This is a genomic window from Microcystis ichthyoblabe FBCC-A1114 (assembly GCF_050500245.1).
Lineage (GTDB): Bacteria > Cyanobacteriota > Cyanobacteriia > Cyanobacteriales > Microcystaceae > Microcystis > Microcystis ichthyoblabe_A.
Genome location: NZ_CP191408.1, coordinates 4,490,745 through 4,516,537 on the forward strand (window position 1 = coordinate 4,490,745; position 25,793 = coordinate 4,516,537).

Sequence of the window (25,793 nt, forward strand, 5' to 3'; positions counted from 1 at the left end):
ACAGCTAGAACGGGATAGAGCCATTGTCATCGATCAAGTTAGGTGTTTACTCAAATGCTTCATAAAATTTTGAGTAATTGGGATTAGAGATTGTTCGGTTATCGTTCCGCAGACTTCCCCAGAAATCAAGCTAGAAGCTTGTCCACCTAGCTAAAATCTTAATGAGTTTCATACGGTCGCTGTGCAAGCGGATAGTTAGACCGTAGCTCACCCCTTTTTATACAACCGTTCTGGGGCGAACTGCAAATTCAGACTGCGAACGGGAAAAACAAACATCAAACTCAAAAAGGAAATTAGCCTGCCCCAAAATTAAAGGTGTACTAGGAGCTTGAGTCCAGGCAAATGCTAGATTAACGGTGGGGAATGGGTTAACTTGGCCTTCAACAACGACGGCACGAGCTTGACAATGGGCTAAGTTCCCAGCCAAGATAACCGAAAGATTTTCATTCTCCCAGATAAAGCCTAGTTGTAGGCCCAACTCGTAGGGTAGAACGTTGACACTTGCTCCCGTATCAATCAAACCTTCGGTGTTTAAGGAGCGCCCATTCAGACCCAGCGTTATAGGCACATATGGCATTCGGTCAACCATGCTGGAACTGGTGTCAATAATTTTGTAGGGAAATTTTTGACCATCAAGCATTCTGTTCTTTTTGTTTTGTAGCCAGAAGGTTCATTAAGGTGTTGGCCGCTTCAGAACAGCCATAGGGAGACCAGATTGGGTACTCTTGACCTTCTACAAAAAAGTCTCCGTTCTCTTCTTTGACAAGCTCAGTGGCCAAGAATTGCATTAGTCGCAGCTTGTCAATTTTTGAAAGTTCCTGGATTTGAGATTTGAGTTCAGCCAAGGACATTTTGAGAGCCTCTTTTCTGAAATTTGGTGGCAAGGTAATGATACTGGCTTCTGGTTCAGGTACAGACCAGCAATCAATATTCTACCATCCAGACTGCTGAAAAATATCGTCAGTGCTGGGTTGTAACCAGTATTTTCCCCGATTTTTTTGACTTTTTACTTTTCTCTTGGGATAAGATTGTGATCGATCGAGTTTAGGGAATTTTTATGACCACAGAAAGTTTAGCGACTTCAGAAGCAATAGAGTCAATGACCGATGAATTTCTGGCTAGTACGAGCAGTCACCAAGAAATGATTGAAATGGTTATTTCTACTCTGCAGCAGAATGATACTGCTATGGTACAACATACAGAAAAAGGTTATCTGTGGAAGTTTCAGTATGGTAGCGTTGAGGTATTTGTGCAGTTAACTGGGGAAAGCGATGATGATTTTCTCACGGTGTGGTCTTCTGTGCTGAAATTGCCTGTTCAGGATGAATTGGGATTAACCCGCAAGTTATTAGCGATGAATTGTGCCGAAACCTTTGAATCTCATTTTGCCATTATGAATGATCAGGTGGTGGTGATTTCTCAGCGTACTGTGGCCGATTTGTCTCCCGGGGAGATTTCCCGAGCAATTACTCTCGTGGCGACGGTAGCAGATAATAATGATGAAATGTTACGAGAATCCTTTGGTGGCAGCTAAAATTTGGCGTTATATCCCTCCAATTATCTCATCGGCAGAGCTACAAATGGCGATCGATTCTTGGTTACTAGAACAACACCGTTGTGGTCATCATCCCCCGACTCTGCGTTTTTATCAATGGTCGCCCCCAGCTATTTCCTTGGGCTATCATCAACGGCAATATCCCGATTTTTGGCGTGATTTGACTTGGCAAGGTCAAAAAATCTCCCTAGTTCGTCGTCCTACCGGTGGCCGGGCCGTACTACATCAGGGGGATTTGACTTATATGGTGGTAAATTCGGGGATGAAGGGGAATGTTAGGAAAGTTTACTGTCAAATCTGTCAATTTTTAATCACAGGCTGGCAAAATCTCGGTCTAGAATTGTCCTACGGTGCTGCCGGCCGGGGATATATCCATTCTGCTAACTGTTTCGGTACAGCTACCGGTGCGGATTTAGTCGATAATTGGGGAAATAAATTTATTGGGAGCGCCCAACTGCAACGGGGTTCCTCGGTTCTCCAACATGGTTCGATGGTGTTAGAGCAAGATAATTCGCTGTTTGAGCAAGTTTTCGCCAGTGCTGCCCCTCAAAAGCTCAATTTAGCCCCAGATTTGACCCTAGAGACAATTATCGCTACCCTGAAAACCGCCGCCGAGGAATGCTTTGATTGTCAATTGCTAGAGCAACCCCTAGAGGATTGGGAATGGCGATCAATTAAAAAAATGAATATAAATACTCATTGACAAAAAAGTTTTTGTGTGTATAAAAAATCAATTATGAGTCAAGTTGTATAGATTTGTAATTTTTTGCTAATAATAGTTAAAGGTAGATAGAGGCCGCAAGGAACCAAAGTCTTACCGAACTCGAAATTATTGTCTAGCTTGTGCTAGTTTAAGAAACGTTAATCTTTTACAGTTTGTGAGGATTAACGAGCGATCGCAGCTAGTTTAGTTAAGCTAATCCAGTCAATCGATCGCGCCATCTTATAAGACAATGGGAGTAATCCCAGACTCAAAAAAGTTAAGAAATCTTGCCCGTGATTTCAGTTAAGCAAGAGGAAAAATACCCATGACCATTGCTGTCGGACGCGCCCCAGAAAGAGGGCTGTTTGATGCTCTCGATGACTGGCTCAAAAGAGACCGTTTCGTCTTCATCGGTTGGTCTGGTTTACTACTCTTCCCCTGCGCCTTCATGGCCCTAGGTGGATGGTTAACCGGCACCACCTTCGTCACCTCCTGGTACACCCACGGGTTAGCCAGTTCCTACCTGGAAGGCGGCAACTTCCTGACTGTAGCCGTCTCCACCCCCGCCGATGCCTTCGGTCACTCCATCCTCTTTCTCTGGGGACCGGAAGCCCAAGGTAACTTCACCCGTTGGTGTCAAATCGGCGGTTTATGGCCCTTTGTCGCCCTGCACGGTGCTTTCGGCTTGATTGGCTTCATGCTGCGTCAGTTTGAAATCGCCCGTTTAGTCGGCATTCGTCCCTACAACGCCCTCGCCTTCTCTGGCCCGATTGCGGTGTTCGTCAGTGTCTTCCTGATGTACCCCCTCGGTCAGTCTAGCTGGTTCTTTGCCCCTAGCTTCGGCGTGGCTGGTATCTTCCGTTTTATTCTCTTCTTCCAAGGCTTCCACAACTGGACCCTCAACCCCTTCCACATGATGGGTGTAGCTGGTATCCTCGGTGGTGCGCTTCTCTGTGCTATTCACGGAGCGACCGTAGAAAATACCCTGTTTGAAGACGGTGAAGGTTCCAACACTTTCCGAGCTTTTGAACCCACCCAAGCGGAAGAAACCTACTCCATGGTCACTGCGAACCGTTTCTGGTCGCAAATCTTCGGCATCGCTTTCTCCAACAAACGTTGGTTACACTTCTTCATGCTCTTTGTCCCCGTGACTGGTTTATGGATGAGTGCTGTGGGTGTGGTGGGATTAGCTCTTAATCTACGGGCCTATGACTTCGTTTCTCAGGAATTGAGAGCGGCGGAAGACCCGGAATTTGAAACCTTCTACACTAAAAATATTCTGCTTAACGAAGGTCTGAGAGCTTGGATGGCTCCCCAAGACCAACCCCACGAAAACTTTATCTTCCCTGAGGAGGTTCTCCCGCGTGGTAACGCTCTCTAATATCCCTACCGCTAGTGGTCGTGACCAAAGTTCCACCGGCTTCGCTTGGTGGTCTGGTAACGCTCGTCTTATCAACCTCTCCGGTAAACTGCTCGGCGCCCACGTCGCCCACGCCGGTTTAATCGTTTTCTGGGCCGGGGCGATGACCCTGTTTGAAACCGCCCACTTTATCCCCGAAAAACCGATGTACGAACAGGGTTTAATCCTGCTTCCCCACTTAGCTACCCTCGGTTTTGGGGTCGGTCCGGGTGGTGAAGTAGTCGATACCTTCCCCTACTTCGTTGCCGGTGTTCTGCACTTAATTTCTTCGGCTGTACTCGGTTTTGGTGGTATCTACCACGCTATCCGCGGACCGGAAACCCTAGAGGAATACTCTAATTTCTTCGGTTACGACTGGAAAGACAAAAACCAAATGACCAACATCATCGGTTATCACCTGATTCTCTTGGGTTGTGGTGCGCTGTTGTTGGTATTTAAAGCCATGTTCTTTGGCGGTGTCTATGATACTTGGGCTCCCGGTGGCGGTGATGTCCGCATCATCACCAATCCGACCCTCAACCCCGCAGTTATCTTTGGTTATCTGACCAAAGCTCCCTTCGGTGGTGAAGGCTGGATTATCAGCGTCAACAACATGGAAGATATCATCGGCGGTCACATCTGGATTGGCTTAATCTGTATCGCTGGCGGTATCTGGCACATTCTCACCAAACCTTTTGCCTGGGCGCGTCGCGCTTTCATCTGGTCTGGAGAAGCCTATCTGTCCTACAGCTTGGGCGCTCTTTCCATGATGGGCTTTATCGCCGCCGTTTACGTTTGGTTTAACAACACCGCCTATCCCAGTGAATTCTACGGTCCGACCGGTATGGAAGCTTCCCAAGCTCAAGCTTTCACCTTCTTGGTGCGTGACCAACGCTTAGGCGCTAACGTCGCTTCTGCCCAAGGCCCCACCGGTCTAGGTAAGTACCTGATGCGCTCTCCCACTGGCGAAATCATCTTCGGTGGTGAAACCATGCGTTTCTGGGATTTCCGCGGTCCCTGGTTAGAACCCCTCCGCGGTCCTAACGGTTTAGACCTCGACAAAATCAGAAATGACGTACAACCCTGGCAAGTACGCCGCGCGGCTGAATACATGACCCACGCTCCTTTAGGTTCCTTGAACTCTGTGGGTGGGGTTATCACTGACGTTAACTCGTTTAACTATGTGTCTCCTCGCGCTTGGTTGGCTACCTCTCACTTCACCCTCGCCTTCTTCTTCCTGATTGGACACCTCTGGCACGCTGGACGCGCTCGCGCCGCCGCCGCCGGTTTCGAGAAAGGAATTGACCGCGAGACTGAACCCGCATTGGCAATGCCTGACCTCGACTAATTTCCCTTAGTTCGATGGCAGCGGCTCCCGTCTAGTTGGCGGGAGCCTTTTTGTGGTTAATATCAGACATTGACATCCTCAGACGCGGCTAAAACACTCTCTAAAGCCGATAATAATCGTTGATTTTCTGCCGGTAAACGGACAGCGACCCGAAAATAATTGCTCCCCAATTCGGGGAAACTGAGACAATCGCGGATAAAAATTCGATGATATTTTAATAAAGCTTCCTGTAGGGGTAAACAGGAAGATTGAGATTGTACTAAGAGGAAGTTAGCGGCACTGGTTTGGGGCTGTAATTGCGGAAAATTAGCTAATCCCTGCCATAAATCCTGGCGGGCCGCTGTTAACCAATCCCAGGTTTGTTGTTGAAAATCCCTATCTTCAATTGCCGCAATAGCGGCAACCACAGCCAAGTTATTCACCGACCAAGGATCGCGCCATCTTTGCCATTGTAACAGGCGATCGGGATGAGCGAGGACGTATCCTAGACGCAAACCGGGGAGACTGTAAAATTTAGTTAGGGAACGCAAAATCACGAGATTGGGATATTCCGGCAACAGAGATATTAAACTCTCCTGTTGTGGCGGGGGTAAAAAATCCATAAAAGCTTCATCCACTACCACCAAACCAAATTGCGATAGATAGGGACGAATGGCCGCCACCGTCCAGAGTTTCCCGGTGGGATTGTGGGGATTATTAAGTAATAAGCCTTGTTTTTCGGGATTAACAGGCTTTAAACTGGTTAAATCTAGGGAATGTTGGCAGATTTTTCCACCAAAACTTTTTAAGGCCCGTTCGTAATCGTTAAAAGCAGGTGTTAGTACATAAACACTATCAAATGAGGCCAATTCCCGACCAGCCCAGGTTAATAACTCAGCCGTACCATTGCCCGGGAGAATCCAATCTGGTCCGATATTGTGCCATTGACCGAGGGCAGAACGCAACTGCCAATACGCGGGGTCAGGATAACGAGTCAGACTGGTTAAATGGCTTTTAATAGCGGTTAGTGCGCTTTCCGGTGGACCGAGGGGGTTGATACTGGCAGAAAAATCGAGAATAGAGGAAACCGGACAGCCAGCAATTGCGGCCGCCCAGTCAAGATTACCACCATGTTTAGGTCTAGGCAAAAGACTTACAGCGAACGAAACTCAACAGTAATTATTCCTTATCCGGAGCCACTCTGTCTTTAAACAGTTTACCCGCCGAGAAAGCCGGGACGCGAGTAGCTGGAATCTCCATCTTATCGCCGGTTTTCGGGTTGCGTCCTTCCCGGGCCTGACGTTCCCGGGCCTCGAAGGAACCGAATCCTACTAGGGTTACTTTGTCCCCCTCAGAAACCGCATCGATAATGGTTTCGATGGCGGCAGTGAGAACAGCATCTGCTTGTTTTTTGGTCACAGAGGCTTTGAGAGCGATTTGATCGATTAATTCACCTTTATTCATGCGCTAACTCCTTTTTTTGCGGTTTTTCTGAGTTTAGGGTGGTTGTCAGTAGTTTATTATGGTTCCCCTGTTGAGGACTCGCCAGGATCGAGTTCACTAAATAAAGCCTCAAATCCTCATTGGCTATATATTCCACTGCATTATTCTAAGCGGGAATTGTCTCGATCGGAATCGCTGAAACCTTTAATTTATCTAGATTTCCCCCCGATTCCCCGGTAAGAGGAGAGACAAAAGGGAATAAGCGAGAGATTTACGGCGATATAAGCTAATAAAAAGAGATTAGCAAGCTAAATTGCCGATAAATATTCTCTAAAAGCGATAGGCATCCTAACTTCCCAAAAATCGTTCATCGGTTCTCTCCCAGATTTTTGACTAATTTTGCCACCAAAAACGTTAAAAAAGTTTACCAAAGCAATTTCTGCCCAAAAATTAAGGTTCAGACCCAGGAGATATTCGCTAGAATTGGAACTTATGATCGTTAAAAATATTCAAAAAAGCAGGATTTAACTGGAAAGTTTGCTATCATTATCTATTCAGCGACAAACTCGCATGGTGATTTACTGCTATCCCCTAGCCGATCTAGGTCAAAGCTTAAGACGTTCTTTTATCGTGACTTTTTTGGCAGTAATCGCCATTCTTGGCGGTGTGATTCCCGAATTTTCTTGGACGACGGCGGTGGTTAGTTTCCGGTCTTCCGCTTATACTCAAGATTTTACGGCTGACCAAATTAAACGTTATGCGACCGCAGTTTTGTTGATCGAAACCCAAAGAAAACAAGCTTATCAGGCAATTTCGCAAATTTTAGGCAAAATTCCCCCAGCAATTACCTGTAACCAACGGGAAAGCTTTAATAATCTTCCCGCTAATGCCCAAAAAATTGCCGTCGATTATTGTAATAACTCAAAAAAGATTGTCCAAGACAGTGGACTGAATGCGACTGAATTTAACGCCATTACTAATCGGGTTCGTAGCGATGATAACTTGAGACGACGGGTACAAAATGAGATGATTCGTCTGCAGCGGGAAAATAAATAGAAAAAGTTCCTCAGTTTTTCGGGTCAAGTTGGAGTCAGGGCTACAATAAGAATGTTTTTTCCCATTGACCACTACCATGTTAACTTTTACCGAGCGCTTACCCCCCCGTCATACCGCTAGTCCACCTCCCCCAGAAACGGTGGTTTTTAGCCTCCTACTTACGGCCGAAGAACGCACCCGCAGCCGTTATCGTCTCGACAGTCCCGAAGGTTTTTCCCTCTGTTTTCGTTTACCTCGCGGCACCATTCTACAGGATCGCGATTTCCTGCGGGGAGAAAACGGCGAAATTGTTCAAATTATCGCTAAACCCGAACCAGTTATCACTATTACCGCCCCTTCAACCGATTTACTCCTCAAAGCGGCCTATCACCTCGGTAATCGTCATGTAGCCCTAGAAATTAACCCCGATTATCTGCGTCTGGCCCCCGATTCTGTCCTACAAGCAATGTTAGAAGGTTTGGGATTAACTGTAACTGAAGAAATCGCCCCCTTTAACCCCGAAATCGGCGCTTATCAGCATTATCATGACCTGGAAGAGGCAAAAAAGGGATAGTTAGCTAATCTTGCCCAATGCCCTTTCTGATTTAGAGTAAGCAAAAATCAAACTCGGTTTCGACTTACCTCTTTTCCTACCATAAATTGTAGTTTTTGGGCATTATCTTAACAAAATTTAACTGACAAGAAAACAGTAACTTTTTAACAGCCTCTACGGGATATTTTCTTAATCAAGAGGCTCTCATTCTGCTAGTTTCTAAAATTTTAATCGGCCTCGGTGAATTGATTAATCATCAAAGTAAAAATCGAACTACGAGGAATGAATAACCATGGTACTTTCAGAACTAGCACCAACGGCTGTAACCTCTGTCCTGTCTGATTTATTCACACCCACTGAGGTTAAAAAATTCCCTGCTCAAAACAATGATCTAATCTATTTTTGTGAACTAGATTCTAGTAATAAACTGATCATTGAACCGCAAGGGGTTTATACAACTCTCGACGGACGAATTTATCTTATTCGAAAATGTTAGGATTTTTCAACTATTATCTATATTTTCCGTCAGCCAATTTTTAAAGTTTCTGATGGCTTCACTTCTCCCCACTTGTTGACTTTGTTTAACAAATTGATTAATTAATTCAATAATCGGGATCTGAGGAAAATTGGGACTGCTTAAAGACTCAATATATTCTCCTTCTTGTAATAAATTAATCTGTAGGCCACTTTGAGTATAACGCCACAGTTCGGGAACACCTAACTGTCGATAATTATCTAAATAAGTACGGGAAGTAATATCAATTTCTAGGACTAAATCGGGGGGGGGATCACTTTCTAAATTAAGTCTATTTTTGCCAATAACGGCTTGATAGTTTTTAATATAAAAACAGGCATCAGGTTCAACCGCTTGATTCATCCGCTCGTTTTTAAATGTTGTTGATCCTAACGGTTCAAAATCAATATTGAGTGCTTCTAACAAAAACTGAACCATATAACTAATGATTTCTTTATCTTTTTCATGTTCGGGTAAAGGTACCATAATTTCTAATATTCCGTTACTGTAGGATAACCGAGAAGCACGACTTTCTCCTAATTCTGATAATATTGTCTCAAATTTTTGCCAGTTAAGCTCTTTTAAAAGTAACTGTTGACCGGGATTGACGATAATTTGTTCTAAGGCTAATTGCATGGCTTTAGCTGAAAATGTTGATTTCTTAGTTTAATTATACCCTTACTCATAGGATTGCAACAAAAATTAAGCCTATTTGTAATATTCTGCCAGTTTTATTAAAGTGTTATTTCGTCGAGTAATAATTTTGGCATCAACCCCTTCAGATGGATCTAAATGTTCAGATTCTACAAGAGATTTAATAAAATTGGAAACTTGAGGGTTTAATTCTCCTTGATGGGTTGAAGATAAGCTCGTCATTAAAGCATCATACCATAACCCATTTTCGGCATAGCGTTCTGCTTGTTCAGTTTTTTGAATTGGTGGTTGACTTAAATGAATGGGTATTTCAACCACTCGGAATTCTGCTCGTTGAATCATCCAAACGTCAGGACTTTGACGAATAGCGACTTGCCATAAATACTTTTTACCCACTTCTAAAGGGGTTTGATTACTGGGAAAAGAAAAGTTATGAATTCCTCCTTTTTGTTGAAATCTTAACGTTTCTCTCCTTTGTTTAATTTTTCCTTGCTCATTAAATTCAAATAAGCGAAAATCTACCTCATAATCCGTATTTTGATTACCCACTATGCAGACAAAAGAAGGGGTAACAGATACAGTTTGACCGACATAAACTTGCGATGCAATATTGGAAGAAGTATATAAAGTGTCTCCAAAACTTGGGGAAATGCACAAATTAAAAGAGTAATTTAGAGAAGTATTTGAGAAAAATACGGAGGGGAATGAGGGATTATTTGCCTTGAGCGATTGGATAAAAAAGGCGATGGCTTACTTTCCTAAAAGCTGCCAGACAATTCGTCGCTGGATTGACGAAATAACTGCCTATTTTGATAACCGAACAACCCAGGGAGGCTCTCCCAGGTTTGGTGGGTAAAATGTATTCTAAGATACATTCCTCCTAGCGAGGGGGTGGAACGAACCACAAAGACACAAAGGACACAAAGATCGATCATATAGTAAGTTAAACTTATCACACAGAACCTAGAAGAGCCCCCAGGGAACAGTGGAAGGAATTAACAATAAACTGAAGGTGATTAAAAGGAGAGGCTATGGATTTAGAAACTTTAAAAACTTTAGTCTTAGATGTTTATTAAATTGGCATTTTGCTAGTTGATTTTATATGGTAAGTTCGGAAGAACCCAAATTACCTCATTTGTTGAGGGGGGGACTGGATGAAATAATTTACTTCCTGATCCCGATCCTGCTACTTTAGGAGGGATAGGATTAGGTTTACGCTGGTTAGTGGCTAATGGTTTAACTGTTCGTTTAGATTACGGGATTCCGTTAGTTTCTGTCGATAATTCCGGAAATTCACTGCAAGAACAAGGGTTTTACTTTTCGGTGAGGTATAGAAAAGCATTCTAGCATATTCTGAGAGAATTATAATAATAGTTCTCAATTAACTTAATCCGAATCTTTATCTTTTGTCGCTTGGTTAATTTCAGCGTTTTTCTCAAAGATGAGGTATAATCAATGTGGTTTGTGCTTCGAGGCGAGCGCTCTGTTCAAACCCTCATTCTGTAAGGCTTCTGGGGTTGATGATCGCACTTTTTGATTTCAAAAAAGCCTAAAGATATTATCCAACCAGGTTTTTAGATTTATTCAGCCAAACCTAGTTAAAAAAGAGAGGAGTAGGTCGCCATATCTAGTCCCTTGAGAACGGAATTCGGTATCGGTCAAAGTTTCTAGAAAAGCCCTAGGGATAGCTTGAGTATTTATACTTATTGCCATCCAAGTATGCTTCCCCTAAGATATAGTTGATCGGTAATCGCGCCGAACTAATTACCGAAAATTTGGGTTTAAAACCCCTTGAATGATGTTTTTATTGTATTCAGGAAGTTGAAAAAATGAAGACCAAATCGATCATAAGCTTACTATCTCTTAGCATTATAGGAATGTCAATCTATGCAGGTCAAGCTAATAGCAGTGATTATCGAGCTTTGACCCCGGAAGAAAAATCGCAGTTGACCGATGCTTTGCTAAAACAGGGCTGTAGGAATCCTAAAGAGATGAAATTTGATGTTGAGACTAACCAGTTTGAAGCAGAAGATGCTGTGTGTGAGGGAGGAAGAAAGTATGATATTTACCTTGACAAAAACTTTAGGATTGTTTCAATGAAACCAGACTAAAAGAGCAAATCCCTGAGAAGCTTTTACCGGTCGCCGCGAAGATTACCAATGAGGTATAACAAAGCCATTCTAACAGCAACACCACTGGTAACTTGTTGGGAAATCAGACTAAAATCGGGATCGTCCATCAAATCGGAACTAATTTCCACTCCCCGATTCACAGGACCTGGATGAAGTACTTTCACCCCTGGTTGACAGGATTGCAAACGAGGACGAGTAATGCCAAAACTTTGATGATATTCGCGTAAACTGGGCAAAAGATTGGCAGTCATTCGTTCTTTTTGCAGTCGCAGGGTCATCACAAAATCGGCCTTTTCTAAAGCTGGTTCTAAATCCCAGTGGAGAAATAGGCGATCGCACAATTCCCCAAAATATTTCGGCAGTAGGGTAGGGGGTGCGGACAAATGTACTTCCGCCCCTGCCGTGGTTAAACTCCAGATATTGGAACGAGCCACACGAGAATGGAGTATATCCCCGACAATAGCGATTTTTTTGCCCTCTAACAGTTCTAAACGGGGATTTTCCTCATCTAACAGACAACAGATCGTAAACAGGTCTAAAAGTCCCTGGGAGGGGTGTTCGTGTTGACCGTCCCCAGCATTAAGAATACTGACCCCCGACTGCAAACGATCCATTTCTGCGGCAATTAAATCGGGAACCCCCGACTGTTGATGTCGGATAACAAAAATATCCGTACCCATGGCCACATAGGTTAAAGCGGTATCGAGAATCGTTTCCCCCTTAGTCAAACTGGAACTACCCGGGGCAAAATTGAGAACATCGGCCGAAAGACGTTTCGCCGCTAGTTCAAAACTACTACGGGTGCGGGTGGAAGGTTCAAAAAAAAGATTTGTCACCACTTGACCTTGTAGGGCCGGCACTTTCTTGGTACGTCGGGAAAGAACTTCACGAAAACTAGAGGCCGTTTGTAGCAGGGTTTGGTATTCTTCCGGTTGCCAGTCTTGCAATCCCAAAATGTGGTGTCGGATCCAAGTGAAAGCCATAGGAGTTGAGGAGGCGGTAAAAACGGCAAATTTCGTCTATGCTATTGTAGGATTTCTTTGCATCAAGTTAATAAATAGGGTTTATGAGAATTAATTTTTCCTTGTGTCAGGTCACTCTCGCGATCGCTTTATTTCTCAATCCCTTGCCGGCGATCGTTGCCCAGACTGCCACCTCTGGGGAAATGGTATCACCGACCACGGGCATTAATTACACTCGCCTGAAAAATTTCCTCGCTCAACAAAATTGGCGACAAGCTAACGATGAAACCCGTAATTTAATGCTGAAAGCGACCGGACGGGAATTACAGGGCTGGTTTACCATGGAAGACCTGCAAAAATTGGCCTGTTGGGATCTGCAAAAGATGGATCAACTCTGGAAAGAAGCTTCCGGGGGTCGTTTTAGTTTCAGTACCCAATTTCGTATTTTTATCGAGACAGGTAATCGACCGGGGCGCTTAGTGGCGATCGAAAATTTTCAAACTTTTGGCGATCGCATCGGTTGGCGTAAAGATGGTGATTGGATTATTTTTAAAGAAAATCTTAACTATACCCTCAATGCTCCCGTCGGTCATCTGCCGGCGCCCCGGGACGAATATCAGATCGCCGGTGGTCGTCTAGAATACACCACCCTCGCCCAAAGATTAGTCACCTGTAATATTGTTAGCTTAGGGCAAAGCAAACAATAGACCTCTTGTAAAAATCAAAAATTGTTGTTAGGGTTAGGAGTCAGTAGTCAGTAGTCAGTAGTCAGTAGTCAGGAGAATTAAGAATGAACAATAATCAATTAAATAGTCTATTTACGGATTTTATGCAATTTAATCCTTATTTTTGCCGTTTTTGAACCCTCAAAAATTAATTATGCCATAGGTTTAATAATCACGGCGATCAATTCTGTAGAGTAAAATTTAAGGAAAAGCTTCTCTCCTCACCTTCCCTTTTTTTCCGATTTACTAGCACTTTTTCTGCCAAAACTCCCTAAATTTAACAATGATTAAACGATCCGTTAACGTATCGAGAGCGATCGGTTCGTCGATCGCCGTTTCCCTAATTGTCACTGGTTGCGCCCCCCAGGGCCCCCAGGCCACCGGACCGGCGGCTGTTCCCGTCAAACTGCAAACCCTCGGCACCGACAAATTAGTGCAAAGTAGCGAATTTGTCGGTACTTTGATCGCCCAACAGCGTGTTAGCGTCTCTCCTCAGATTACTGGTCGGATTCGCTCTATTTTCGTTAAATCTGGCGATCAGGTAACTCAGGGACAAAAAATCGCCGAATTGGATCCCGAACAACAACAGCAACAGGTAAACGCCGGCATCGGCCAGGTAAATTCGGCCAAAGCGAACCTGAATGCGTCTGAGGCGGATTTAAGGCAAAGACAAGCGCAAGCGAGGGCAAATAAAGCCCAAATTGCCCAGAATCGGGCAAATGTGGCCAATGCTGAAGCCAATGTTAAAAGTCAGATCGCCACCTTGAGCGCCGCCGAAGCCGATTTACAGAGAGCGAGAGCTAATTTAGATTTGGCGGAAAAAAACCTAACAAGAGCCGAATTTCTGGTTAAACAAGGCGCACAGCCCCAACAGGACTTAGATGATCGCCGCCGCGACATTCAGGCCGCCAAGGCAGAAGTAGAGGCCCGGTCTCAAAATCGTGATGCGGCCCGTCAACAGGTGACGGCGGCTAGAGCTACCCTACAGGCAAACAAAGAAGCATTAAATATCGCTATTCAAAACGAATTAGCCTCAGGGCAACAGGTGGCGGCGGCGGCGGCAACAGTGAACAGTCGTCAAGCGGCAGTAGCCAGCGCTGAGGGACAATTAGGGGCGACGCGTCAGAATTTAGTTTTTAACACCATTACCGCCCCGATTGATGGTTTTGTCGGCGATTTTAATCAAAGAAAAGTCGGCGATATTATCTCCCTGGGTGAAGAATTAACCTCGTTAACTAACAATAAAACTTTGGAACTAAATGTGCAGATTCCCGTGGAATTACAACCGCGTCTGCGCGTCGGGTTGCCCGTGGAAATTATTAATCCCGATGGCAGCCCGGGGGTTCGCGGTCAAGTAACTTTTATTTCCCCCACCGTTTCCCAAGCTACCCAATCGGTTTTAGTGAAATTTGCCTTTACTAATGATGGCAGTCTTCGCAATAACCAATATGTGCGGGCGCGGTTAATTTGGGATCAAAAACCGGGGGTATTAGTTCCCACCACGGCAGTGACTAGCATCGGGGCGCAAAATTTTGTTTTTGTGGCCGAAAAAGAAAAGGCTAAAGAAGGTCAAGAAAATGCCAAGGAGCGTTTAGTGGTTAGACAAAAACCCATTCAAGTCGGCACGATTCAAGGGCAAGCTTATCAGGTTATTTCTGGAGTAAATGCCGGGGAAAGAATTGCTGTTAATAATATTCTTTCTCTCCGAGATGGTACAGCTATAACTGTTAGTCAGCAGTAATTTTTATGAGTAATTCGATTACCGTTCGTCCCCTGGCATCGCAACTAATTACCGCCGAGAGTTTCCGTCCCTACGGTCAATTAATAACCCCTGGCCATGACGGGAAACTGTTTGATGAAAGCGATGCACAACTGCATTTAAAAAATGGTGTGCCACGTTTTTATATTATGCATTTACAGACTCGCGGACGTAAATTTAAGCGAATTACTCGTCATAGTCAATGTACCCAATGTCTTGGTTCTTTGGGGGGACAAGAGTGGTTTTTAGGAGTGGCCCCCCCTAGTCCTCATCCTCAACCAGATTTAGAAAAATTAAAGGTTTTTCGCATCCCCGGGGACTGTTTTATTAAATTAGAGGTGGGAACTTGGCACGCTGGCCCACTTTTTGATCAACCAGAGATCAATTTTTATAATCTCGAATTGAGCGATACTAATATTATCGATCATTTTACCTATAATTTTGCCCAAGAGCAGTCAATAGAATTCGAGATTGTTGATTGAAAAAATTAATTTTTTTACCTAGGTTTTGCTGAATGTCGGTGAAAGCTGACAGGGAGAAAATGTGAGTTCGATGAAGTTAAAAAAGGGCAGAAGGTAGAGCAGGGAAGTCTTTTGCCTCTAAATCCAGAGAAGGCTTAATAGGATGATAAGTGTAAGCAATGAGACTCCCTAAAAGGTTAACTAGAAAATTCCAGATACTACTTTGAATTGGCACTATTTGTCGATTAAGTCTGAAAACGATGACCTATAGTCATTTCAGATAAGTATGATACAGTCTAGACCGACAAAATCCTTAGGAACTCTGGGATTGATATTCTCAATCTTAATTGAAATGACTATAGGTTGCTCTAATGGGAAGTTTTGTGACGACAAGTAGCATTGATGATATTTATGGGGAATAATAGATTTAGATGAGTGCCTAACTTTCCAATTGGTAGCGACTTGCCATGAACCCAACAACCGCCAATTATGATGAACCTTGGAAAGAAGCATTAAGCGAGTATTTTGAAGCGTTTTTATACTTCTTCTTTCCTGAAGTTCACCAACTAATTGATTGGACAAAAATTCCCGAATCCCTAGAAAAAGAACTCAAACGAATTACCGCTTCAGCAAAGACAAAAAAACGTTTCGCTGACAAACTCTATAAAGTCTGGTTACTCAGGGGTGAAGAAGTCTGGATTTTGATTCATATTGAAATTCAAAGTCAGTACGAAGAAAATTTCCCTCAGAGGATGTATATTTATAACTATCGTGCCTTTGATTTGTATCAGAAACCGGTTATCAGTCTCGCTATATTAGGAGATGAACGAGTAAATTGGCGACCAGATTCCTATAATTATACCATTGCTGGTTGTGAAGTCAGCCTCAAATTCCCAACAGTCAAATTACTGGACTACGAGGAAAGCTGGTCAGAACTAGAAACAAGTAGCAATCCCTTTGCTATAATAGTCATGGCACACCTGAAAACAAAAGCGACTACTGGGAAGCTGCCAGAACGGGAACAGTGGAAGTGGAGGTTAATCAGGGGATTATATGAAAAGGAGTTCGAGAGGGAACAGATAATTAAACTGTTTGAAATCATCGACAATATGATGACTTTATCCCCTGAATTACAGTCAAGTTTAGAGAGTAAAATTAAACAATTTGAGGAGGAAAGAACCATGCCTTTAATGAGTAATATGGAGTTACGAGGAATAGAACGCGGTAAGGAAATTGGAGCATTAGAAAAGGCTCGTAACTATATTAAAACGGTGCTGAAAACGCGATTGGGTGACATTCCAATAGACATTGAGCAAGCTGTGGATAAAATTGCTGTATTATCGATTTTAGACGAGTTACTGAAATCGGCATTAACCGTTAATTCTTTTGATGAGTTGCATCAACTTTTAGAACAATAGTCTCAGTAACTTTCTTCTCCAATGAACCCAACAACCGCCAATTATGATGAACCCTGGAAAGAAGCATTAAGCGAGTATTTTGAAGCGTTTTTATACTTCTTCTTTCCTGAAGTTCACCAATTGATTGATTGGACAAAAACTCCCGAATCCCTAGAAAAAGAACTCAAACGGATTACCGCTTCAGCAAAGACAAAAAAACGTTTCGCTGACAAACTCTATAAAGTTTGGTTACTCAGGGGTGAAGAAGTCTGGATTTTGATTCATATTGAAATTCAAAGCCAGTACGAAGAAAATTTCCCTCAGAGGATGTATATTTATAACTATCGGGCCTTTGATTTGTATCAGAAACCAGTTATCAGTCTCGCTATATTAGGAGATGAACGAGTAAATTGGCGACCAGATTCCTATAATTATACCATTGCTGGTTGTGAAGTCAGCCTCAAATTCCCAACAGTCAAATTACTGGACTATGAGGAAAACTGGTCAGAACTAGAAGCAAGTAGCAATCCCTTTGCTATAATAGTCATGGCACACCTGAAAACAAAAGCGACTACTGGGAAGCTGCCAGAACGGGAACAGTGGAAGTGGAAGTTAATCAGGGGATTATATGAAAAGGAGTTCGAGAGAGAACAGATAATTAAACTGTTTGAAATCATCGACAATATGATGACTTTATCCCCTGAATTGCAGTCAAGTTTAGAGAGTAAAATCAAACAATTTGAGGAGGAAAGAACCATGCCTTTAATGAGTAATATGGAGTTACGAGGAATAGAACGCGGTAAGGAAATTGGTAAGGAAATTGGGGAGTTACGAGGGATAGAACGCGGTAAAGAAATAGGCAAGGAAATTGGTAAGGAAATTGGTAAGGAAATTGGAGCGTTAGAAAATGCTCGTAACTATGTTAAAACGGTGCTGAAAACGCGATTGGGTGACATTCCAATAGACATTGAGCAAGCTGTGGATAAAATTGCTGTATTATCGATTTTAGACGAGTTACTGAAATCGGCATTAACCGTTAATTCTTTTGATGAGTTGCATCAACTTTTAGAACAATAGTCTCAGTAACTTTCTTCTCCAATGAACCCAACAACCGCCAATTATGATGAACCCTGGAAAGAAGCATTAAGCGAGTATTTTGAAGCGTTTTTATACTTCTTCTTTCCTGAAGTTCACCAATTGATTGATTGGACAAAAACTCCCGAATCCCTAGAAAAAGAACTCAAACGGATTACCGCTTCAGCAAAGACAAAAAAACGTTTCGCTGACAAACTCTATAAAGTTTGGTTACTCAGGGGTGAAGAAGTCTGGATTTTGATTCATATTGAAATTCAAAGTCAGTACGAAGAAAATTTCCCTCAGAGGATGTATATTTATAACTATCGTGCCTTTGATTTGTATCAGAAACCGGTTATCAGTCTCGCTATATTAGGAGATGAACGAGTAAATTGGCGACCAGATTCCTATAATTATACCATTGCTGGTTGTGAAGTCAGCCTCAAATTCCCAACAGTCAAATTACTGGACTACGAGGAAAGCTGGTCAGAACTAGAAACAAGTAGCAATCCCTTTGCTATAATAGTCATGGCACACCTGAAAACAAAAGCGACTACTGGGAAGCTGCCAGAACGGGAACAGTGGAAGTGGAGGTTAATCAGGGGATTATATGAAAAGGAGTTCGAGAGGGAACAGATAATTAAACTGTTTGAAATCATCGACAATATGATGACTTTATCCCCTGAATTACAGTCAAGTTTAGAGAGTAAAATCAAACAATTTGAGGAGGAAAGAACCATGCCTTTAATGAGTAATATGGAGTTACGAGGAATCGAACGCGGTAAAGAAATTGGTGAGGAAATTGGGGAGTTACGAGGGATAGAACGCGGTAAGGAAATTGGTAAGGAAATTGGAGCGTTAGAAAATGCTCGTGATTTTGTGAAAAAAGTTTTGGAAAACCGACTAGGCGATATCCCTGGAGATATTGGACAATGTCTCAATGATGCTTCAGTTATTTCGGTTTTAGAAGAGATGTTAAAAGCCGCACTTATAGTAAATTCTTTTGAGGAGTGTAGGAAGTCTTTTAGTATCATCATAAATAAGTAGTGTGGGTAATACCTACCTTACTTAGTAAACTGTTTGAAATCATCGACAATATGATGACTTTATCCTCTGAATTGCAGTCAAGTTTAGAGAGTAAAATTAAACAATTTGAGGAGGAAAGAACTATGCCTTTAGTAAGTAATATGGAGTTACGAGGAATAGAACGCGGTAAGGAAATCGGTAAGGAAATTGGTAAGGAAATTGGTAAAGAAATTGGCGCGTTAGAAAAAAGCCGCGATGACATCAAAACAGTTTTAACTGTGCGGTTTGGACAGATTTCTTCAGAAATTGAAGAGATAATCGGCAAAATGACTAACCCTACTATCTTAGAAGAGCTACTAAAATTAGCAGCTACCGCTAATTCTCTCGCAGAATTTAAGCAGTCTTTGGCAAGAATCCAATCCTAGAACTTCTTTAGAAAACGGGTTTCTTTGAGAAACCCGTTTTCTTGTAATAAATGTTAATTTATGTTACAGGGGTCTTGAGAAATTTGCGCTTGTTGAGCTAAAACTATTAGCAATAAACCTCTGCTGTTAATGTCATGACTTCTTCTCTTTTGCCGATTCTTCCTGCTGTTGACGATGTTTTGTTCAATTTTGCTCAATCTGATGGCTTTTGGGCGAATTTGGCTATCGCTTTTGGCACAAGTTATGATGTGGTTAAGGCGACAGAACTACAACAGCAGTGGAAAAGCCGAAATTTTAGTCAAATTCCCCCAATTGAGGTACTCAGTGATGAGGTTTTAGGGACGGCGAATGGTGCCTATTCCAGCAGTACCAATAAGATTTATCTATCAGCATCTTTTTTAAATACGGCCTCGTCAGCAGCGATAGTTAATGTAATTTTAGAAGAAATTGGGCATTATGTGGATGCTCAAATTAATCAGGTGGATACGGTGGGGGATGAGGGGGAGTTATTTTCGGCGTTGGCACGCGGGGTAAGTTTAAGTCCTTCGGGGTTGAGTCGGATTCAGACGGAAGATGATCATGCAGTGGTAGTAATTGATGGGCAAGAAGTTCTGATTGAGCAAGCCAGTCTTTCGGGCAGTGGTGGTGTAGGTGGAACTAACAAAACTCTTCAACTCGATCCTCTACCCCAAGGACAAACCGAAAGAAATGTTACTCTTACCTATTTCTACGAGCATTATTCTATTCCTGATCAATTTCAGGTCAGATATGCAGGAAAGGACATTGTCAATACTGGAGGACTTGTTTCGGGAAGTAAAACTGGAAATGTAACATTTAAGCAAGTGCAAGGGCAAGACTTTCTCAATATCGTTGTTACTGCTCCTCAATCAGGAACAGCTTGGGATTTTTCTGTTTCTACTGACAATGCTCAAATAAACTTCAATGGTCTTGTAGGAGATGTCATCAAACTCGATTTAGGTAAGCAAAGTGGGAATGTTACGCTGAAATCCCTACCAAATTCCTCCAAAGGTAAGTTGATTAATGAGAAAGGAGAAAATGCCATTGTAGGGAGTGTATATACAACTTTATACTATGTCCCTACTGTAAATGGTGCAATCTCTAGTTATGGTCAAGATAAGGGACATCCTGGGATAGGTCAAGTCACGTTTGATGTTGAAGATCAGGATCAGAAGTCTCTGACTGTCAGTGTGAATGTTACCGATGGTTTTTCTAAGACTGATGGAAGTAATCCAGTAAAAACTGGAACTGGAAAGCTTGATATTTATACTCAACAACAGCGACTAGCTTACCTTGGGTTTCCTGACAGCAGTGGCAGTCCTTTAGTTGTTGATGGAGTAACGGGGAAGAATACTAAATGGGCAAAGACTTTGTACGATATAGCAGTGAATCCAGCCACTTCGGGAAGGGGAAGGGTCTTTAACCTACTTGAGAATCCTAAGAATTTTAATGCTTATATTAATTCTCCAAATGCACCTAAGTGGAATTTATTGACGAGTGTTCCTGGAGTTGTTTTCAGTGGTACTGCAAGAATCTATGGAATGGATTTGTCCGGTCGTTTTATCCAAAGGGCGTCTACTAATTTTGGGACAACTCTAACTTCAACTGGGGTTACCGGAAAAGATGGAGATGGTTCAGGTTCTGCTGGGAGAAAAAAAGGTAGTAAAACCCATGATGCTGGACGCAGTATTGATATAGATGAAATTCCAGGTAGCTACTTTTTCAAAGTCAGGAATGGTTTTGTGGCATCTCCTGGTGGAAAAATTGTTGTAAAAGATGGCAATTCTTACAGGGCAGGTGATCCTAACAATCCTAATGATCGGGCAAACGGATTGAGCTATTCTACACTTACCTCACAAACCAATGCAACAATGGTAACAGCGATTGCAGGTCTAATTGAATATTCCCAGACCCGACAAGCAGTCCAATCCCTAATAGATGCGTTTACCGGAGCATCTATCATTTTTTACAACGATCCAAGATTTTTAGGAACTGGAGTAGTACAGTACTCAAAACCGCACTATGATCATATTCATTTCGGCATACCTTCGCCAATTAGTTCTTCTTTTTCTCCAAGACTAGCTAATCAAAATGAGACTTATATTTCTTCTGAAGATAGTTTTCAGTTGCCTCTGGCTTCAACATTTATAACTGCAAATAGTGTTTTGGATAGTGCTATTGACCTAGGGAAAATTGATGGAACAACCACAGTAACTGGAAACTTGAGTTCTTCCGATACAGAGCGTTACTATAAGTTCACGCTTGGAGATCCGGGAAGTCCCGATGACTATGATGAGGCTTATTTTATTACCACTAGAAACTTATCATTGCTTCTAGATAATCTATCTGATGATGCTGATATAGAAATATTTCAAGATTTCAATGGTGATGGAATTCGTCAGGATGATGATGTTTTATTTTCTTCCACAGAGTCAGGTACTTCTCCAGACTCCATATCTTTGACTGATATACCAGAAGGCAATTATTTCATCCGCGTTTTCCCCAAGGCATCTGGTGGTGGTAGTATAGATTACCGACTATCTGTAACTGTTCCCCCGCTACCAGTTCCCCCTGACAATGCGGGTAATACTACCACTAATGCTCAGGATTTAGGAACGCTCAATGGAAGTATTACCCGATCTGACTTCATCGGTACGGTTGATTCCGATGACTATTATCGCTTTAACCTGACAACTGTGAGCGATTTTAATCTGGAAGTTAATGGATTAGATCAGGGCGATCTAATTGCCACTTTGGGACAAGATACTAACAATAATGGGGTCATTGACTTTGATGAAACTCTTGCCATATCGGACGCTGAAGGAAATGACCCAGAAGTGATCGATATCAATGGGTTAGCTGCGGGAACTTACTATGTTTGGCTTTCTCGCAGCAGTGGTAATACAAACTACAACCTCAATCTTTCTGCAACCCCGTCAGTTATTCCACCTGATAAAGCAGGTAGTACCCTTACCACTGCCTTCAATCTTGGCACTTTAACTGCTTCCACCCAAAACGATTTTGTTGGTAATGTTGATCCGATTGACTATTACCGCTTTACCCTGACAAATCCTAGTGGAGTTACCCTCAATCTTAGTGGCTTATCAGCAGATGCCGATTTAGAATTGTCTCAAGATAAAGATGGAGACGGTGTAATCTCTTCTGATGAAGTGATTCAGCTTTCTGAAGGAACAGACAATCAAGATGAAAATATTAATATTACGGCATTACCCGCAGGAGACTACTTTGTAAAAGTATCCCAATACGAAGGTGACACCACCTACAATCTTGCTCTCACACCAACAGCAGCCACTGGAGTAGATCTACAAGTGAGTGTGACTCCAGTAACTAATTCTCTTACTTTAGGAGATCAAGTCAGCTACACCATTACCGTTAAAAATATCGGTGCTTCTAATGCAACAGGAGTCACACTCAGCGATAACTTGCCCCTTGAAAATATCCTTGATGTGTCTGCTGTTGCCAGTAAAGGTACGACAAGTATTTCTAGCAGTGCAATTACTGCAAATATTGGCAGCCTTAACGTCAATGAATCAGCAACAGTAGTTGTTTCAGGCAGATTGGTTGGTTCGGGTTCAACCAGTAGTTTGATTCAAGTCTCAAGCGCACAAGCAGACTTTAATCCAGACAATGACTCAGTAGTACAGCGTTTCAACGTTGCACCTGGTACAATTCAACCTGCTGATTTGGAACTTTCTCTAACTTCAGATAAAACGACAGCGAATATTGATGACCTAGTTACTTTCAAAATAACTCTAACCAATAAAGGTCCAGGGGCTGCAACATCAATTCAGGTAAAAAATGTTTTGCCTCAAGGATTAACTCTTGTTTCGTCAAATCCTCAACAAGGTTCTTACAACTCCACATCTGGCATTTGGGAAGCAGGGAATATCGCCAAGGATAATCAAGCTTTCGTAGATATCGTTACCAAAGTTACTTCTGGAGGAAGTCTTTCTAATACTGCTGAAGTGATTGCAGTAACTGAACCTGATCCTGATTCTACTCCCAATAACAATAATCCCAATGAAGACGATCAAGCTTCAGTTATTGTCACTATTGGCACCGATGAAACTCCCGGTAATCAAGCTCCCACAGATTTAGCCTTAAGTGCAACCACAGTAAATGAAAATGTCCCTGTTAATACAGTGATTGGAACATTTTCTACCACAGACCCCGATACTGGGAATACCTTTACCTATAGCTTAGTTGCAGGAACAGGAGATACAGATAACTCAGCATTCTCGATTGTAGGGAATCAATTACAGATTAATAATTCTCCCGATTTTGAAACCAAGAATAGTTACAGTATTCGGGTAAAAACCACTGACCAAGGGGGACTAAGTTTTGAGAAAACCTTGACAATTACTGTCAATGATGTTAATGAAACTCCCGGTAATCAAGCTCCAACAAATTTAGCCTTAAGTGCGACAACAGTAAATGAAAATGTCCCTGTTAACACAGTGATAGGAACATTTTCTACCACAGACCCCGATACTGGTAATACCTTTACCTATAGTTTGATAGCAGGAACAGGAGATACAGATAATACTGCCTTCTCGATTGTAGGGAATCAATTACAGATTAATAATTCCCCGGATTTTGAAACCAAAAATAGTTACAGTATTCGAGTAAAAACCACCGACCAAGGGGGACTAAGTTTTGAGAAAACCTTGACAATTACTGTCAATGATGTTAATGAAACTCCCGGTAATCAAGCTCCCACAGATTTAGCATTAAGTGCGACAACAGTAAATGAAAATGTCCCTGTTAACACAGTGATAGGAACATTTTCTACCACAGACCCCGATACTGGTAATACCTTTACCTATAGTTTAGTTACAGGAACAGGAGATACAGATAACTCAGCATTCTCGATTGTAGGGAATCAATTACAGATTAATAATTCCCCAGATTTTGAAACCAAAAATAGTTACAGTATTCGAGTAAAAACCACCGACCAAGGGGGACTCAGTTTTGAGAAAACCTTGACAATTACTGTCAATGATGTTAATGAAACTCCTAGTAATCAAGCTCCCACAGCCCTAATTTTCCAAAATGCTGTCACCGAGTTAGCTGAAAATGTCAATGTCACACCAGAATTTAAAGTCGCCGACCTCCTGATTGAAGATGATGGTTTAGGAACCAATAATCTCTTCCTCACGGGACGGGATAGGGAGCGCTTCTTAATTCAGAATTCAGCCCTTTTCTATGTCGGTTTTACCCCTAATTTTGAAGCCCAAAATAGTTACGAAGTCACCGTCAATGTCGATGATACAACCGTTGGTGTCACCCCCGATCTCACCCAAACCTTCACTTTAAACATCACCGATGTCAACGAAGCTCCCACAGCCCTAATTCTGGCCAATAGCACCAATGCGATCGCTGAAAATACCGATACCAGTCAAGGTGTCAAAGTTGCCGATATTCAGATCAGCGATGATGCCTTGGGGACCAATAGCCTTTCTTTGTTGGGCAGTGATCAGAGCAGTTTCCAGATTCGTGGCCGGGAATTATTCTTCATCGGTAAGGCTGATTTTGAAGCCCAATCCCTCTATAACTTGACAGTTGCGGTAACGGATACTACCCTCAACCCGGCTCCCAATGCCACGCCAGACGCAACGGTTAATTTCACCCTAGAAATTACCAATCTACCCGACCAAGCCGTTAATCCCCAGGCCCTCCAATTTAACAATACGGGTAATGGACAAGGTTCTCTGGTTTTCAACTTTAGTAACTTGCCCGGTAGCATACAGGTGACAGCCATTGAGGAAGGACTTAGACAGACGGGAGCTTTCTTTAATAACGTTGTCGGTCTCTATCCAGTGGCCGATGATAACGGAGCCGTTTTTGATAGCCTCGATTTAGATGGAGATGGCAACGTGACAGAGTTAATTCAACCCGGTCAAGCGGGTTATGCGCGTACCGCCTTAAGTCAAGCAGTGAATAACTTCTTTTTGCGGGCCAGTGGGGAAGGGGCAAACCAAAGCACCACCGCCGCTGAATTTGGGGATGTGTTGTTGGAAGGGGGGCGACGCTACGCACCCTTTGTGATTGCCAATGGGGGCAATCTGGGAGAAAGTCTGCAAGGGAGTGTTCAGGCATTTTTGACCAAGAATCCCGATAACGTGGCGGCTACCCTAGAAAACTATATAAGTCATGAAGTGGCCTACTTCTCCTTTGGGGCGGCAAATCCCGATGGGGCGGAACATTTACGGTCAAGGGGGAATAATATCTTTGGCTTTGAGGATTTACCCGGTAACTTACCCAATATCAGTGATAACGACTTTAATGATGGGATTTTGGCGTTTAATTTTATTGCTTAATCATCCCTTGCTGGTTTGACAAACCATTTCCTCTGGGAGTTGGCGGTGGTTGTCTTTTTCTAACTGCGAATCACCGTCATTTGTCGCCCCACAGGCCTCATTGCCGTTTCTGATTAATGGTGGCATGGCTGGCTTCCAATCCAGCCATGATTTATATAGCGTTTTTCAGTCTGCTGAGGTACAAAAGTTATGGGTTTTAGGCAAAAGGCAAGATGCAAAAGGCAAGATGCAAAAGGCAAAACGGAAGAAAATAGGTGTACCTCACTAGCTTGGGAAACGCTATAGTTATT

At 42.7% G+C, this 25,793-nt stretch carries 22 protein-coding genes and 3 pseudogenes; 17 read left to right on the forward strand and 8 right to left on the reverse strand.

Annotated features, from left to right (window positions below):
• Positions 1-217: 217 nt before the first annotated feature.
• Positions 218-640: a hypothetical protein gene (locus ACQY1Y_RS21885; protein WP_016516458.1), complete on the reverse strand. Its 423-nt coding sequence runs from the start codon at positions 638-640 to the stop codon at positions 218-220.
• Complete coding sequence (locus ACQY1Y_RS21890) at positions 633-851, reverse strand: hypothetical protein (RefSeq protein WP_002747030.1); 219 nt, start codon at positions 849-851, stop codon at positions 633-635. Before ACQY1Y_RS21890 ends, ACQY1Y_RS21885 begins: the two co-directional genes overlap by 8 nt.
• Positions 852-1,057: 206 nt before the next feature.
• Here ACQY1Y_RS21890 and ACQY1Y_RS21895 point away from each other — a divergent pair, with 206 nt between their 5' ends.
• The 4 genes from ACQY1Y_RS21895 (at position 1,058) to psbC (ending at position 5,005) form a co-directional block, all read left to right on the forward strand.
• Positions 1,058-1,534 (forward strand): YbjN domain-containing protein, encoded by a 477-nt coding sequence (locus ACQY1Y_RS21895; RefSeq protein ID WP_130758437.1) that lies wholly within the window; start codon positions 1,058-1,060, stop codon positions 1,532-1,534.
• The gene (locus tag ACQY1Y_RS21900; protein WP_002778839.1) at positions 1,497-2,258 is read left to right on the forward strand and encodes a lipoate--protein ligase family protein; all 762 of its coding nucleotides are present in this window, start codon (positions 1,497-1,499) and stop codon (positions 2,256-2,258) included. The genes ACQY1Y_RS21895 and ACQY1Y_RS21900 overlap by 38 nt, the downstream gene beginning before the upstream one ends.
• Before the next feature lie 325 nt (positions 2,259-2,583).
• Positions 2,584-3,639 (forward strand): photosystem II D2 protein (photosystem q(a) protein), encoded by a 1,056-nt coding sequence (psbD, locus tag ACQY1Y_RS21905; protein WP_002737445.1) that lies wholly within the window; start codon positions 2,584-2,586, stop codon positions 3,637-3,639.
• Entirely contained in the window at positions 3,623-5,005 is a 1,383-nt protein-coding gene (psbC, locus tag ACQY1Y_RS21910; protein ID WP_002801320.1) for a photosystem II reaction center protein CP43, read from the forward strand. The genes psbD and psbC overlap by 17 nt, the downstream gene beginning before the upstream one ends.
• A 62-nt stretch (positions 5,006-5,067) precedes the next feature.
• Here the strand turns inward: psbC and cobD are convergent, their stop codons facing one another.
• Both cobD and ACQY1Y_RS21920 read right to left on the reverse strand, forming a co-directional pair.
• Positions 5,068-6,132, reverse strand: a complete 1,065-nt coding sequence (gene cobD / locus ACQY1Y_RS21915; RefSeq protein ID WP_002790903.1) for a threonine-phosphate decarboxylase CobD — start codon at positions 6,130-6,132, stop codon at positions 5,068-5,070.
• Positions 6,133-6,163: 31 nt separating this feature from the next.
• On the reverse strand, positions 6,164-6,448 hold the full coding sequence (locus ACQY1Y_RS21920) for an HU family DNA-binding protein (protein ID WP_002739253.1): 285 nt from the start codon (positions 6,446-6,448) through the stop codon (positions 6,164-6,166).
• A gap of 549 nt (positions 6,449-6,997) precedes the next feature.
• Here ACQY1Y_RS21920 and ACQY1Y_RS21925 point away from each other — a divergent pair.
• A complete protein-coding gene (locus ACQY1Y_RS21925; RefSeq protein ID WP_002738674.1) occupies positions 6,998-7,483 on the forward strand; it encodes a DUF4168 domain-containing protein in 486 nt (161 codons plus the stop codon).
• A 76-nt stretch (positions 7,484-7,559) separates the two neighbouring features.
• Entirely contained in the window at positions 7,560-8,036 is a 477-nt protein-coding gene (gene ureE, locus ACQY1Y_RS21930) for an urease accessory protein UreE (RefSeq protein ID WP_002747017.1), read from the forward strand.
• Between the two features lie 481 nt (positions 8,037-8,517).
• On the opposite strand, the gene ACQY1Y_RS21935 is transcribed toward ureE, so the two are convergent.
• Both ACQY1Y_RS21935 and ACQY1Y_RS21940 read right to left on the reverse strand, forming a co-directional pair.
• Positions 8,518-9,165 carry a Uma2 family endonuclease gene (locus ACQY1Y_RS21935; RefSeq protein ID WP_002738484.1) on the reverse strand — a complete coding sequence of 216 codons (648 nt, stop codon included), beginning with the start codon at positions 9,163-9,165 and terminating at the stop codon, positions 8,518-8,520.
• 72 nt (positions 9,166-9,237) lie between these two features.
• A complete protein-coding gene (locus ACQY1Y_RS21940) occupies positions 9,238-9,840 on the reverse strand; it encodes a DUF928 domain-containing protein (protein ID WP_199309477.1) in 603 nt (200 codons plus the stop codon).
• On the opposite strand from ACQY1Y_RS21940, the pseudogene ACQY1Y_RS21945 reads away from it, so the two are divergent.
• From ACQY1Y_RS21945 to ACQY1Y_RS21955, 3 genes and pseudogenes are all read left to right on the forward strand, one after another.
• Positions 9,794-10,015, forward strand: a pseudogene (locus ACQY1Y_RS21945) (transposase); the annotation flags it as partial. The gene ACQY1Y_RS21940 and the pseudogene ACQY1Y_RS21945 sit on opposite strands and share 47 nt — an antisense overlap.
• Positions 10,016-10,162: 147 nt before the next feature.
• Positions 10,163-10,279, forward strand: a pseudogene (locus tag ACQY1Y_RS21950) (transposase); the annotation flags it as partial.
• Positions 10,280-11,012: 733 nt separating this feature from the next.
• On the forward strand, positions 11,013-11,294 hold the full coding sequence (locus ACQY1Y_RS21955) for a hypothetical protein (RefSeq protein WP_002790909.1): 282 nt from the start codon (positions 11,013-11,015) through the stop codon (positions 11,292-11,294).
• A gap of 23 nt (positions 11,295-11,317) precedes the next feature.
• On the opposite strand, the gene ACQY1Y_RS21960 is transcribed toward ACQY1Y_RS21955, so the two are convergent.
• Positions 11,318-12,298, reverse strand: a complete 981-nt coding sequence (locus ACQY1Y_RS21960; RefSeq protein WP_002738968.1) for an aspartate carbamoyltransferase catalytic subunit — start codon at positions 12,296-12,298, stop codon at positions 11,318-11,320.
• An 83-nt stretch (positions 12,299-12,381) separates the two neighbouring features.
• On the opposite strand from ACQY1Y_RS21960, the gene ACQY1Y_RS21965 reads away from it, so the two are divergent.
• From ACQY1Y_RS21965 to ACQY1Y_RS22000, 8 genes and pseudogenes are all read left to right on the forward strand, one after another.
• Complete coding sequence (locus ACQY1Y_RS21965) at positions 12,382-12,984, forward strand: GUN4 domain-containing protein (RefSeq protein ID WP_002739340.1); 603 nt, start codon at positions 12,382-12,384, stop codon at positions 12,982-12,984.
• Between the two features lie 301 nt (positions 12,985-13,285).
• Entirely contained in the window at positions 13,286-14,743 is a 1,458-nt protein-coding gene (locus ACQY1Y_RS21970) for an efflux RND transporter periplasmic adaptor subunit (protein ID WP_002750991.1), read from the forward strand.
• A gap of 5 nt (positions 14,744-14,748) precedes the next feature.
• Entirely contained in the window at positions 14,749-15,243 is a 495-nt protein-coding gene (locus tag ACQY1Y_RS21975) for an ureidoglycolate lyase (RefSeq protein WP_430013559.1), read from the forward strand.
• A 446-nt stretch (positions 15,244-15,689) separates the two neighbouring features.
• Positions 15,690-16,640 carry a hypothetical protein gene (locus ACQY1Y_RS21980; protein WP_430013560.1) on the forward strand — a complete coding sequence of 317 codons (951 nt, stop codon included), beginning with the start codon at positions 15,690-15,692 and terminating at the stop codon, positions 16,638-16,640.
• Positions 16,641-16,661: 21 nt separating this feature from the next.
• Positions 16,662-17,696: a hypothetical protein gene (locus tag ACQY1Y_RS21985; protein ID WP_430013561.1), complete on the forward strand. Its 1,035-nt coding sequence runs from the start codon at positions 16,662-16,664 to the stop codon at positions 17,694-17,696.
• 21 nt (positions 17,697-17,717) lie between these two features.
• Positions 17,718-18,740, forward strand: a complete 1,023-nt coding sequence (locus ACQY1Y_RS21990; protein WP_069475326.1) for a hypothetical protein — start codon at positions 17,718-17,720, stop codon at positions 18,738-18,740.
• Between the two features lie 26 nt (positions 18,741-18,766).
• Positions 18,767-19,144 (forward strand): annotated as a pseudogene (locus tag ACQY1Y_RS21995) (hypothetical protein); the annotation flags it as partial.
• Between the two features lie 134 nt (positions 19,145-19,278).
• Entirely contained in the window at positions 19,279-25,503 is a 6,225-nt protein-coding gene (locus ACQY1Y_RS22000; RefSeq protein ID WP_430013562.1) for a cadherin domain-containing protein, read from the forward strand.
• On the opposite strand, the gene ACQY1Y_RS22005 is transcribed toward ACQY1Y_RS22000, so the two are convergent.
• Entirely contained in the window at positions 25,504-25,629 is a 126-nt protein-coding gene (locus tag ACQY1Y_RS22005; RefSeq protein ID WP_002738347.1) for a hypothetical protein, read from the reverse strand.
• Positions 25,630-25,793 lie beyond the last annotated feature (164 nt).

What these genes read in the sequence shown, in the direction of transcription:
- ACQY1Y_RS21960 (WP_002738968.1), bottom strand. Translation starts at nt 12,298, where the DNA reads ATGGCTTTCACTTGGATCCGACACCACATTTTGGGATTGCAAGACTGG.
- ACQY1Y_RS21890 (WP_002747030.1), bottom strand. Translation starts at nt 851, where the DNA reads ATGTCCTTGGCTGAACTCAAATCTCAAATCCAGGAACTTTCAAAAATT.
- ACQY1Y_RS21955 (WP_002790909.1), top strand. Translation starts at nt 11,013, where the DNA reads ATGAAGACCAAATCGATCATAAGCTTACTATCTCTTAGCATTATAGGA.
- ACQY1Y_RS21895 (WP_130758437.1), top strand. Translation starts at nt 1,058, where the DNA reads ATGACCACAGAAAGTTTAGCGACTTCAGAAGCAATAGAGTCAATGACC.
- ACQY1Y_RS21980 (WP_430013560.1), top strand. Translation starts at nt 15,690, where the DNA reads ATGAACCCAACAACCGCCAATTATGATGAACCTTGGAAAGAAGCATTA.
- ACQY1Y_RS21925 (WP_002738674.1), top strand. Translation starts at nt 6,998, where the DNA reads ATGGTGATTTACTGCTATCCCCTAGCCGATCTAGGTCAAAGCTTAAGA.
- ureE (WP_002747017.1), top strand. Translation starts at nt 7,560, where the DNA reads ATGTTAACTTTTACCGAGCGCTTACCCCCCCGTCATACCGCTAGTCCA.
- ACQY1Y_RS21965 (WP_002739340.1), top strand. Translation starts at nt 12,382, where the DNA reads ATGAGAATTAATTTTTCCTTGTGTCAGGTCACTCTCGCGATCGCTTTA.
- psbD (WP_002737445.1), top strand. Translation starts at nt 2,584, where the DNA reads ATGACCATTGCTGTCGGACGCGCCCCAGAAAGAGGGCTGTTTGATGCT.
- ACQY1Y_RS21935 (WP_002738484.1), bottom strand. Translation starts at nt 9,165, where the DNA reads ATGCAATTAGCCTTAGAACAAATTATCGTCAATCCCGGTCAACAGTTA.
- ACQY1Y_RS21975 (WP_430013559.1), top strand. Translation starts at nt 14,749, where the DNA reads ATGAGTAATTCGATTACCGTTCGTCCCCTGGCATCGCAACTAATTACC.
- ACQY1Y_RS21900 (WP_002778839.1), top strand. Translation starts at nt 1,497, where the DNA reads ATGATGAAATGTTACGAGAATCCTTTGGTGGCAGCTAAAATTTGGCGT.
- ACQY1Y_RS21970 (WP_002750991.1), top strand. Translation starts at nt 13,286, where the DNA reads ATGATTAAACGATCCGTTAACGTATCGAGAGCGATCGGTTCGTCGATC.
- ACQY1Y_RS21985 (WP_430013561.1), top strand. Translation starts at nt 16,662, where the DNA reads ATGAACCCAACAACCGCCAATTATGATGAACCCTGGAAAGAAGCATTA.
- ACQY1Y_RS22000 (WP_430013562.1), top strand. Translation starts at nt 19,279, where the DNA reads ATGACTTCTTCTCTTTTGCCGATTCTTCCTGCTGTTGACGATGTTTTG.
- ACQY1Y_RS21920 (WP_002739253.1), bottom strand. Translation starts at nt 6,448, where the DNA reads ATGAATAAAGGTGAATTAATCGATCAAATCGCTCTCAAAGCCTCTGTG.
- ACQY1Y_RS21990 (WP_069475326.1), top strand. Translation starts at nt 17,718, where the DNA reads ATGAACCCAACAACCGCCAATTATGATGAACCCTGGAAAGAAGCATTA.
- ACQY1Y_RS22005 (WP_002738347.1), bottom strand. Translation starts at nt 25,629, where the DNA reads ATGCCACCATTAATCAGAAACGGCAATGAGGCCTGTGGGGCGACAAAT.
- ACQY1Y_RS21885 (WP_016516458.1), bottom strand. Translation starts at nt 640, where the DNA reads ATGCTTGATGGTCAAAAATTTCCCTACAAAATTATTGACACCAGTTCC.